The sequence below is a fragment of the Bradyrhizobium sp. BWA-3-5 genome (assembly GCF_032917985.1).
Taxonomy (GTDB): Bacteria; Pseudomonadota; Alphaproteobacteria; order Rhizobiales; family Xanthobacteraceae; genus Bradyrhizobium.
Genome location: NZ_CP136626.1, coordinates 5,363,317 through 5,375,111 on the forward strand (window position 1 = coordinate 5,363,317; position 11,795 = coordinate 5,375,111).

Annotated in this window: 5 protein-coding genes and 2 pseudogenes; 4 read left to right on the forward strand and 3 right to left on the reverse strand. The window is 59.1% G+C overall.

Features of this window, described 5'->3' with window-relative positions:
- Positions 1 to 191 precede the first annotated feature (191 nt).
- Positions 192 to 489 (forward strand): annotated as a pseudogene (locus RX331_RS25775) (FMN-binding negative transcriptional regulator); the annotation flags it as partial.
- Positions 490 to 1,787: 1,298 nt separating this feature from the next.
- Here RX331_RS25775 and RX331_RS25780 read toward each other — a convergent pair.
- Complete coding sequence (locus RX331_RS25780) at positions 1,788 to 4,199, reverse strand: outer membrane protein (protein WP_317252608.1); 2,412 nt, start codon at positions 4,197 to 4,199, stop codon at positions 1,788 to 1,790.
- 427 nt (positions 4,200 to 4,626) lie between these two features.
- Positions 4,627 to 4,785 carry a hypothetical protein gene (locus RX331_RS25785; RefSeq protein ID WP_317252609.1) on the reverse strand — a complete coding sequence of 53 codons (159 nt, stop codon included), beginning with the start codon at positions 4,783 to 4,785 and terminating at the stop codon, positions 4,627 to 4,629.
- A gap of 1,090 nt (positions 4,786 to 5,875) precedes the next feature.
- Here RX331_RS25785 and nodU point away from each other — a divergent pair.
- Entirely contained in the window at positions 5,876 to 7,546 is a 1,671-nt protein-coding gene (nodU, locus tag RX331_RS25790; RefSeq protein WP_317252610.1) for a nodulation protein NodU, read from the forward strand.
- Positions 7,547 to 7,962: 416 nt separating this feature from the next.
- Here nodU and RX331_RS25795 read toward each other — a convergent pair whose 3' ends face one another.
- Positions 7,963 to 8,988 carry an IS110 family transposase gene (locus RX331_RS25795; RefSeq protein WP_317252521.1) on the reverse strand — a complete coding sequence of 342 codons (1,026 nt, stop codon included), beginning with the start codon at positions 8,986 to 8,988 and terminating at the stop codon, positions 7,963 to 7,965.
- A gap of 250 nt (positions 8,989 to 9,238) precedes the next feature.
- Between RX331_RS25795 and RX331_RS25800 the strand changes: the two are divergent.
- Positions 9,239 to 10,572, forward strand: a pseudogene (locus RX331_RS25800) (IS5 family transposase).
- Positions 10,573 to 10,682: 110 nt separating this feature from the next.
- A complete protein-coding gene (locus tag RX331_RS25805; protein WP_317252521.1) occupies positions 10,683 to 11,708 on the forward strand; it encodes an IS110 family transposase in 1,026 nt (341 codons plus the stop codon).
- Positions 11,709 to 11,795 lie beyond the last annotated feature (87 nt).

Below are 11,795 nucleotides of genomic sequence, written 5' to 3' on the forward strand. Positions count from 1 at the left end.
CGCCGGCATCGGCCGGACGTTATCGGGCTTGTCACGGGTTACGCCGCACTGGAGGCGCCCGATCGAGCGCGGCTGTCAGCTTCTGGTTCCGGCGGTCGATCAGCTTCGTTCGCGGCTATTGTCCTAGTGACCATGCCCCTCCAACTGGACCGTCAAAATCAGTGATAACTGGCAAGTCTAACCACACCAGGCTGGGTCTATCTGTCTATCTCAGCACCGAAAAAGGAGAACCGTATGTATGTTCCCCCGCCTTTAAAGATGACGAGGTCGAAACATCCGAGCGACCATTTGCTCCGCCGGCCTCGCTAACCTAGTCACGGCCACCGCGGACGGGCCGATTGCGACGCTCTTGCCGCGCTTTCTCGATGAGACCGAAGGAGAGCACGGAGTGCTGTACGGGCACTTGGCGAAGGTCAATCCACAATGGCGTCCGGCTCCGACCGGCGCGCTCTGGCCATCTTCATGGGTCCGGAAGCCTACGCGACACCCTTCCTGTTCTTGGCAGCGTCGCTGCTTGTGGCGATCAGGCGGGGCCAGGCATCTTCTATATAGTGGCGCGAACGATGGCGGCAGAACGGAAAGATTGGCATCGAGTGTTGAAGGTTTCTCCGGCCTTTGTCCACGTGTTCGGCGGGCGCCGTCGGCGTATCTGCGCTCGTCATGGCGAGGACCTGGCATTCACCTTTTTGAAGATGGTGGGCGCCGTGTATCTCATCTGGCTCGTGCTCAAGACCCGCGTGGCGCGCACCTTCGAGCCTCCAGACCATCGGGGTGCGTCGGGGGCTTCTGCGACGGCATCAGCACTAAACGCGAAAACGGCCGCATTCTTTCTCGCCTTCATCCTCCAATTTGCCGACACATCCGCGAATGTCGCCGTGCAGTTCATCGTCCTCTGGCTCATTTCGGTCGCCCTCAACAGCAGGGGCGATCTCTTGCGACCCATTTGGCTGCGAAAGCCAGAGGCAGCCTTGCAAGGCGACCTTCAATCTTTGCCAAGATGCGACAGGTGTCGGGGCCATCACGTGCGCACTGGGAGCTACGCCAGTCTTTGCCCGTCGTGCGGGTTGATATCCGCAGCCGGCTCATATCGATAGACCTCGTTCGCCTGTCTGAATGTCTTCTGTCGCTAGACGGCCATCGCCGAGAAGCAGCAAAATCGACGCGAATGCCTCTCGAGATTGGGAATGGCCGAGTTAATCCGAAATTAGCTCCGGAGCGGGCACCAGGACATTCCTGGTGCGCTGCGCGTGCTCCACAAGAGCATATCGTTGATGTAGATCATTTACCGACACTACCAGAAATCGTATGCTGTATCTGGGAAATGAGTGACGTTCTACATGGCACCAGGCTCAATAGCACATCACGAAAAATGCCCTCAGTGTGGCTCTGGATTAATCCACCTCGATTGGCATGAACGCGTCAGTGGGCAGGAAGTCCACGATGTTTGGCACTGCTGGAACCGCAAAAACGAATTTGTGACCGTCGTCGCTTCTAAAGAAAAGGAGCCGTCAGTCACTGAGATCACAGAACCATTCCTTACCAGCCTGCTAGTCTGATCAATGGCGCCCGAGCAGGTCGGCCTTACAGGGAAATCGCTCGATGCGGTGGGGCAGCTGCGTGGCGACGTCGCTGACCTGCTTTACAGTTGGTTCATTGGACGAGCTCCCTCCGCAAATCCCTCAATTTGTCTCGCAGGCGCTGACGGCGAACACGCCAGCGCGCACCGATCGATAAAATCATCGCTGGTGATCATCCGTTCGACGGCAAGCGCTCAATCAGCGTCGCACTCAATGGGCAGGACTTTCCGTCAGCGACCGATCGCCGCCATCGAGGCGGAAATCAAGCTTGTAGTTCACGCCGAGCTTGAAGAGGTCGATATCCTGGCTCACGTTGATCGTCTCCGCGTTGATCCTGTCAACGGTCGGGAAAGGAACGACCCTTGAGGGAACGCCGATGTGGTTGTATTCGGCGAATGCCGTCCACTGGTTGGTAAGTGCATATGCGACACCGCCGCCAACCACCCAACCCCACGTATCCTGGGTGGTGACGCCGGTCCCCAGGCGGAGTGCGGCAGTGTCGGCCAACAGGTCGTAGGTTGTCCTGCTTAACGCGCTGCCGGCCTTTGCATAGGCAAGGGCACGGCCCCATGCATAGCCAACCCGACCAGTGAGGGTGGCGATCGCATCGACCGTATGCTTGCAGTTGATGCCGCCGATGCCGGAAAAGCAGGTCTGCTCGCCAAGCATGTGCGCTCCGCTAAGATCGGCCTCAGCGCCCAAAACCCAAGGGCCCCATTGCCAGTTGGCGCCGATCTGACCGCCGCCGAGTGGACCGGTGGCGATGGTCTTGTTGCCGAAACCGGCGACATTGACGGCGCCATTCGCGCCATCCGTTGACCCGAACGGATCGGACCAGCGGCTGTCACTGCGGCCTCCACCCAGGTAACCTCCTACATAGAATCCCCTCCAGTCCATCGGACGCGTCGCGAGTGCAGGAGCCTTGGTGGGCAAGGCGAGACCTTCGACATAAAGCGCGGAATTGCCCCAGCGATAGCTCGACTGCACGAACAAGCCGTAGCGCTCCGTGCTGGCCCGCTGTGGCTGGACGGAATCCTCGGCCGGATTGGTCAGGTTGACGAACCCTGCCGTCCCGGTGTTCATCTGCCAAGCCCAGTACCGCCCACCAAGTCCGATGCTCCAGGCGTCGGTGACCCTGTAGTCCAGCGCAGCCTCCAGCATGACCCCGGTCCCGCTGTCGGAAGCGTCCGGGCCGAGCAATTGACGCCACAGATGGTTGTCCAGCCCTTTGTAGGTGACCCAGGGTACGAAGGCAGCATCTCCGGTCAATCGCAGCCGCTCGGTCAGCATGACTTCGCTGGACAAGCCGATGCGCAGCGAATTGAAATGATCATTCTCGGTAAGCCCGAGAAGCCTCGACGGAGATGGCCGTGCGCAAGTAACGTCAGCCGCAAGTTGAGTACATCCATAGGTGTTGATCGCCTGGGCAAAGTAGTTATAGCCGACGAACGCGCCGACTTTGGCGCCGGGCGCTCTCAGGAAATTGTAGCCGAGGTCGATCGTGGCATAGCCGATATGTCCCGAGGCGTCGGACCTCGCGTTGGAATAAGCGTTTACGGCGGGAAAATCTTCGTTGTTATGTTGTCCGTTGATGATCCCGCCGGCTCCCAAATGGCCTTTGGCAAAAGACCCGCTTACGTGATCGACGCGGGCAAAGGTCTCGCCGGAGACGGCAAGGCCGCTGTAGATCAGCCGCGATGCTAGCGCGAAAGGCGGAGTGTTGAACAACGGTCCTTCGCCGTCAACGCCTGTGCTGAACCAGGCTCGGGTACCCGCCTCGATGGTCCAATCGCCCAAGGGATTCCAGGCCGGCATCTTAAGCCACTTGATTGGAGCGCCTTCTACCGGCGTGTCGCGTCCGCCGAACCGGTAGTTCAACCCCGCACGGACGATGTCGGCCCGAAGGCCGCTGGAATGCGTGAAGACTTGGCCGGAGGTGCCGACGTTCGCCGTCACCGCTCCTCCGGCACCGGCGAAGTCGAGATGAAGATAATCAGCCTTGACGCTCAAGCGGTCCGTAAGCGGCACCTCAACGCCGCCGCCGACCGCGTATCCAGCTCTGACCGCATTCAGCCTGCCTGATTCTGCGGCGTCGAAACTATCGACAAACGAGAAGTCGGCTTGCACCTGAGTGAGCGCGAGACCGCCCGTGAGATAAACGAGCCATTGGTACGGGGTGACGAAACCCAGCCGCGGCCGCGCGGTGAACAGCCAATTGGCGTTACCATAGGATGTGACGGTGAAAGAATTGCCTGGCGACAGGTGGTAGCCCGCGAGGCTCGTGGTCGCGCCGTTCAGGTGGAGGGCTTGCAAGTCGCCTTCCACGCCGACCAGCAGATTGCCGAACTGCCAATTATAACCGCCTTCGATGCCGGCAGCAAAGCCGCCCGGCTTGATGCGCTGGTCTCCGGCCGCGGTCACATCCTCTGCCGCAGCCGCGTCGAAAAACGAACCCGCTGTCGTCGTATCATACCGTCCCCAAGCGCCACCCGCGGTAACGCCGGCATAGTATCCGGTCCAATTGTACGGTCCGGGCTCTACAGCCTTGATCGGCAGATCGGCCGCCATCGCAGGAGCCGTGACCAGGGAGAGCCCAAATGCGATCGACACTGTGTTGCGCATGGCGACCTCGGCTAGCCTGGGTCGATTTCGTGCGCTCCGCATGCAGAACTCCTCTCATACCCTCCCGATTAGGAGCGACCGGACACACCTACACCCTTTTTGGTCCAATTGCGGCTAAGCGCAATCATCCCAGGTGGGCCAATCCCCGTCTTCTTCGAGGTCCAATCACGTCCAGAATATGCAGCCGGTCTTTATAGATAGGCTACCTGACGATTAGCTGACGAAGGGTACTCTTGCCGGATTTTGGGAAGGCCCGTTCCGGCGCTTCCATTCCAGAAAAGCTGGCGTGCTTCTGAAAGCAGCAGTGCAGGGATGACCGCTTCAGGTCGGGGCTCGTCCCCTGCAGCAATTGTGCCACAGGGCCGTCAATTGTTGATGCAGGCGAAATCCGCAGGGTCCGGCTTCGTAGCAAAAACTTACCTGCCGGTCACCCTTGCCAAGCTTCTTCGCCAGCTTGGCAATTTTGATCAGCGCGATTAGGGATGATACCGAAGTTACGAACTTCCCCGCCGGGCACCGCTTCGGCCACTGCAACCGAAATCGTCGCCTTGTGCACATCCAGCCCCACGAAAATGCCATCGTTCATCTGGCCCGCTCCCCATGCTTGAGGCTCGGCGCCGGACCATCCGGCGCACCCCTCGATAGCAGCTTGCCGCGGGGCGGGCCGCTCGTCACCTCAGCGAGGGCAGACGGGGGAATTTTGGTCGTGCCCTCCCATGAGAACTCCGTGCAGGCTGAACCATCTTGTGCGCCGTATCGGACGTCGAGAACGCTCTTGAGCGCACCGACGTGCAACCTCCACCGCTAGACTTGCCTTCGAAGGTGAGATGCCTCTTCGAGAAGATTCAGGAAGTCGCTCGGCCAATTGTCCATCTCGGTGGCGCAAAATGCGACGTTACGTTCATCGAGAGCGCAGCTTGCTGACAAACTCTTCCGCGGCGTAGGCTTTTTCTTCCCCAAGCGTGAGCGCTGTCGGCCGGTGGCAACATTGCGTACCTCCCAGCCGGCCGCTGGCCCGTTCACGGACCACGAGCGGCACTCGCTTACCTAAACGCGACATTCGTTGTCCCGCCGTCAGCGGCTCTTCTCTCGCATCATATTCATGCCAATAGCCGAGACGCTCCTGCTCCTTCACACGTCAAAACGACACGGGTCGAACCACCCGTCGATGCCGAGGCGACGGCAAAGCAACCCCACATTCCTTCGCCTGCTTGGCCTCTACGCCGCAGCTCTCGATGATCGATGCATGGATGATCTGCGTGTTGCGGCACCTCTCGTGACCTGACAAGTCGAATCGATAGCCGAGACCGGAAAACCCGGCTCGCGGCCTACCTCGAAGAACGCTTCCCCGGTTGGTGGGCCTAACACATGCTTCTGTCTGAAAACACACGTGCCGATGTTGGGAACCCGCCAAGCTGATCGCCAACGCGAGTTTGAGGCGGGAGACGGCGAGGGATTCCTCTGATTCGCAGTGGCCCAAATCATGCAATGCGCAAGGCGAGATATCTGGCAATCGGATCTCGCGCTGGGGAGACGGCCTTTAGACTTGCGGAATTAAAGGTTGATCGAGCTCGAGCAGTGCCAGAAAGACTCGTTCAACGACTGCTTACTTGCATGCTTTCAGCGTCCGATTCACTCGATAGAATCGAATTGCCAGCGTTAGCTATGGAGACACTATGCGCATCTGCGGTATCAAGCTGACGCATGACGGAGCGATCGCTCTTGTCGAGGATGGACGGCTTGTCTTCTGTGTCGAGCAGGAAAAGCGGAGCAACAATCCGCGTTATCAGCGCATCGACAATCTCGATGCAGTTGTTCTCGCTTTGGCGGAGCACGGTCTGGACTCGCGGGATGTCGATCAGTTCGTCATAGACGGCTGGTGGGGGGAAGTAGAGTCGCAGTTCCACGTCCTCAGTGGGGCGGCGCCTCTCACTCTAAAAGGGGCGACCTATTTTGAACGCCATACCGAAGGCCTTCTCACTTCGCGCGACGGCTTTGGCTTGATGCTCGACGACACGGTCTTTCCTTATAAAAGTTATCCGCACGTCACAGGCCATGTGGCATCCGCATACTGCACTAGCCCTTTTGCCAAAGCCGGACAACCCGCGTTCTGCCTGGTGTGGGACGGGGGCACCTTTCCACGTCTGTATTATGTAGAACGCCGCGCAGCCCGGTTCCTCGGATGCTTATTCCCGATGATCGGCCAAGTCTATGCTGTCGCGGGCCATCACTTCGGGCCGTATAAGCAGGCGAACCGCACCAGCTGGGACCTCGGTGTTGCCGGCAAGCTGATGGCCTACATCGCGCTCGGGTCTGTTGATGAAGATATCGTCACGATATTTCAGGAGCTCTATGAGAAGCGGTTTGCGGCCGATACTGAGCTTGTCCATCGTTACAGCGCGGAGTCCTCGCGTGGTGCGGGCTCCCCGCTTGGGGCTGTGCATGACTTCTTCGAGGCCAGCGCGCCCCTGTTAAAGGCAAAGGCACCCGAAGATGTGCTCGCATCGTTTCATTGTTTTCTTGAGCGCCTGCTCCTACGCGAAATGGCGACTGCTTTGCAGCGGCACTCGTGTTTACCGCCGCGCAATTTGTGCATAGCCGGAGGCTGCGGTCTCAATATCAAATGGAACAGTGCACTACGTGCTAGCGGCCTGTTTGATGCTGTCTGGGTGCCGCCCTTTCCGAATGACAGTGGCTCGGCAATCGGTGCCGCTTGCTCCGCACTAGCGGCTGGCAACGGCTTCGTGCCATTGGAATGGTCGGTCTATAGTGGTCCAGCCCTGCAACGTAGCGATGTCCCGCCAGAATGGAAGATCGCGCCGTCGAGTATGCGTGAACTTGCGACCATTCTCGCCAGCGACAAGCCCGTGATTTTCCTTAGCGGCCGCGCCGAGCTTGGGCCACGGGCATTGGGTAGCAGAAGCATTCTTGCAGCCGCAACTTCGCCGCGAATGAAGGATTATCTCAACGACATCAAACTTCGCGAACACTTCCGGCCGGTGGCGCCGATATGCCTGGAGGATCGTGCCCCGGATATTTTCAGTCCGGGAACGCCGGACCCCTACATGCTTTTCGATCACCAGACACGAGCAGAATGGCGCGACAAAATCCCTGCTGTTGTACATCTCGACCAATCTGCGCGATTGCAGACCGTTTGCAGGACCTCTCAGCACAAAGTCGCCGCACTTCTCGTGGAATATGAAAAACTCACGGGTATTCCGCTGCTTTGCAATACCAGTGCTAACCTCCATGGATGTGGGTTTTTCCCGGATGCCGCAGCCGCTTGCGCGTGGGGACAGGTTGAGCACGTATGGTGCGATGGCATGCTGTGGACGAAAACTCAGTAAGCGAGCGATCGTCTTCTGACGGTATGTTTCAAGCTAAGATGCGCGCATTCCACGGTAGCAATCTGCTCCCCAGCGTAGTGACATGATATCATGTCAAGACCATCGTCGTTTCGATACGGTTGCGGCAGAAGAGTGCTGCTGCCCAAATAAACGCTTCAATAGTCGTCCGTTCTTTAATCGCGGGCACGGTGTCAACCCCGATAGACAAAAATGATCCGCTGCCGGGTTCATGGTTCTTTCCGCGGTCGTCTCTATGCAGGAGCGCCGCATGGTGGCGTTCAAGAGGCGCGGCATCTCGATGTGAAGAGCGCGGTGCGCGTAACGCCCGCGGGGACGACTTCGAGATTGCCAACGCCTTCGTCCCGGCAGGGACGCATGTTCCGCCGAGGGCGGATCTGGAGTTGTTTAAGACTGGTTCATGCGGTGCGCATCTCTGCCTGGAACTCGGTGCCATCGGTCCAGATGGCATGGAGCATGACAGCCATTTTGCGTGCGACGGCAACCTTCGCCTTTTTGGCGCCGATGCGTTTGGCCAGCTTGCTGCCCCAGCGCTTGAGCGCAGAACCTCGTCTGACAACGGTCAGCAGGACGTTCGCGGCTTCGAACAAATAAGTTCGAACCTGATGGTCGCCGCGTTTGGAGATGCGGCCCGTGCGATCGATCTCACCGGATTGATGACGTCTTGGTGTTAGGCCGAGATAGGCGCCAACGTCGGCGGAATGTCTAAAGCGAGTGGGATCATCGATGGTAACGACGAAGGACAGGGCAGTCAGGGGACCGATACCAGGAACGGTCATCATTCGCCGAACAGTCTGGTCGCCCTTTGCCACTGCCAGGAGTTGTCGATCATATTTTTCGATTTGCTCGGTCAAACAGGACTGGGCAAGGAGCAGCGGCGCGAAAATATCTTGCAAATCCGGTGCTTCAGCGAGCACGGCGTCGACTTTGCGAGCCAGGTTGGTCGAACCGGCCTTGCCGAGCACTATTCCGAGCCCCTTACACAGACCGCGCATCTGGTTGTCGAGATCTCGCCGCAAATTCACCAACTTGGTTCGAGCCGCCAACATCGAACGGGTTTTCCAGCTCTCCGCCCCCTTCACGGCAGCTTCCCGGTACCATCCCATGCGCGCCATTTCGGCCAATCCCTTGGCATCGTTCTGGTCCGATTTGTTGATGCGCATCGATAACGCTGCGTTGGCATGACGCGCATCAAGGCAGATGACGGGAAAGCCTAGCGCCCTGAGCTGGTGCCAAAGCCAATTGGATAGCGAGCCCGTTTCAAAAACGATCCGCTCAGCATTGCCGGCATGCCGCCGCAAGAGTTTAGCGATGGCCTCCGGATCGGTAGGGGCGTTACCTTCGAATGTCACGCCGCCGTTCTCGTCCAAGACGCAAATGCTGGTCTCTTCCATAGAGATGTCTAAACCAACGTACTGCTTCATAGAGCTGCTCCCTTTCGCTATTCCGCGGAGGCAGATCCTATCCAACATCGTGTCTTCGAGAAGCCGTCAGCCGCGATTACGCCATGTGAAGAATGCGGAACGGCCTGAGAAATAAGCAGAAGCGGTCTTGATATAGTATTGGATTTTGCAGGAAAGCGGTGTGTTGGACCACGCTTTCCTGCGTTTTGGGATTTTGCTTTTGAGCGATTCATGATTCCCTGACCGCGGGTCATCGGCATTGGGGAAGGCGATGAGCAAACCGCGGGATGATCGCCAGAAGGACCTGTTGCTTCCGGCGCTCGATCAAATCATCGACATGGGTCACCCGCTGGTGCGGTTGGCGGCGCTGATCGACTGGAACATCCTGGATGACCGCTTTAGTTCGGTGTGCCAAGCAGGGTCGGGGCAGCCTGGCCTGCCGACGCGGCTTGTCGCCGGCCTGTTCATTTTGAAGCACATGCACAACCTGTCAGATGAGGTGCTGTGCGCTCGCTGGATCGAGAACCCCTATTACCAATACTTCTGCGGCGAATTGAGCTTCTGCCACCGTCTGCCGTTCGATCGATCGTCGATGACACGCTGGCGCCAGCGGCTCGGCGAGGAACAGCTCGTCGCGCTGATCCAGGAAAGTCTGTCGGTGGCGCACAAGACTGGCGCGATCGGCCCCAAGGACCTGGAGCGGGTGGTCGTTGATACCACAGTGCAGCCCAAGGCAGTTGCGCATCCGACCGACGCGCGGCTGATGCATCGGGCCATCATCAAGCTCGTCGGGCTCGCCAAGCGCAATCGTGTGCCGCTGCGCCAGAGCTATCTGCGCCTGGCCAAGCGCGCCGCCATCATGGTCGGCCGCTATACCCACGCCCACCAGTTCAAACGCGCCCGGCGCCAGCTCAAGTTCCTGCGGACACGGCTTGGCCGGATCATCCGCGACATCCGCCGCAAGATTGATGGCGATGCGGTGCTGGAAGCTCGCTTCGGCCCGCTGCTCGGTTTAGCCCAGCAGGTGCGCAGCCAGGATCAGCATCAGCGCGGTCCGAAGGTGTATGCGTTACATGCCCCCGAGGTCGAGTGCATCGGCAAGGGTAAAGCCCGCGCGCCTACGAGTTCGGCTGCAAGGTCAGTATCGCCACCCCCGTGACGTCTCCGAAGGGCGGACAGTTCGTGCTCCATGCCAAGGCACTGCATGGCAATCCCTTCGACGGGCACACTCTCGGCCCGGTGATCACCGACATGGAGAAGCTCACCGGCGTGGAGGCTCGCCGCATCCACGTCGACAAAGGGTATCGCGGCCACAACCACCCGCATCGGTTCAGGGTCTGGATCTCAGGCCAGGTCCGCCGCGTCACGGCTTCCATCCGCCGCGAGATGAAGCGTCGCGCGGCTGTCGAGCCCGTCATCGGCCACGTCAAGGCCGAGCACCGCATGGACCGCAATTATCTCAAGGGGCGCCTCGGCGACCGCATCAACGCTGTCCTCGCCGCCGCCGGCTACAACTTCGGCCTGCTCCTGCGATGGCTGGCAGAGTTCTTGCGCGTCATTATCCGCGCGTTCCTCGATACCCTCCCGGCCGAAAATATCGCTTGAGCCGGGCGCCGCGCTGGTTCTTCACATGGCATAATCGCGGCTGACGGCTTCTCGAAGACACGATGTTGGATAGGATCTGCCTCCGCGGAATAGCGAAAGGGAGCAGCTCTATGAAGCAGTACGTTGGTTTGGACATCTCTATGGAAGAGACCAGCATTTGCGTCTTGGACGAGAACGGCGGCGTGACATTCGAAGGTAACGCCCCTACCGATCCGGAGGCCATCGCTAAACTCTTGCGGCGGCATGCCGGCAATGCTGAGCGGATCGTTTTTGAAACGGGCTCGCTATCCAATTGGCTTTGGCACCAGCTCAGGGCGCTAGGCTTTCCCGTCATCTGCCTTGATGCGCGTCATGCCAACGCAGCGTTATCGATGCGCATCAACAAATCGGACCAGAACGATGCCAAGGGATTGGCCGAAATGGCGCGCATGGGATGGTACCGGGAAGCTGCCGTGAAGGGGGCGGAGAGCTGGAAAACCCGTTCGATGTTGGCGGCTCGAACCAAGTTGGTGAATTTGCGGCGAGATCTCGACAACCAGATGCGCGGTCTGTGTAAGGGGCTCGGAATAGTGCTCGGCAAGGCCGGTTCGACCAACCTGGCTCGCAAAGTCGACGCCGTGCTCGCTGAAGCACCGGATTTGCAAGATATTTTCGCGCCGCTGCTCCTTGCCCAGTCCTGTTTGACCGAGCAAATCGAAAAATATGATCGACAACTCCTGGCAGTGGCAAAGGGCGACCAGACTGTTCGGCGAATGATGACCGTTCCTGGTATCGGTCCCCTGACTGCCCTCTCCTTCGTCGTTACCATCGATGATCCCACTCGCTTTAGACATTCCGCCGACGTTGGCGCCTATCTCGGCCTAACACCAAGACGTCATCAATCCGGTGAGATCGATCGCACGGGCCGCATCTCCAAACGCGGCGACCATCAGGTTCGAACTTATTTGTTCGAAGCCGCGAACGTCCTGCTGACCGTTGTCAGACGAGGTTCTGCGCTCAAGCGCTGGGGCAGCAAGCTGGCCAAACGCATCGGCGCCAAAAAGGCGAAGGTTGCCGTCGCACGCAAAATGGCTGTCATGCTCCATGCCATCTGGACCGATGGCACCGAGTTCCAGGCAGAGATGCGCACCGCATGAACCAGTCTTAAACAACTCCAGATCCGCCCTCGGCGGAACATGCGTCCCTGCCGGGACGAAGGCGTTGGCAATCTCGAAGTCGTCCCC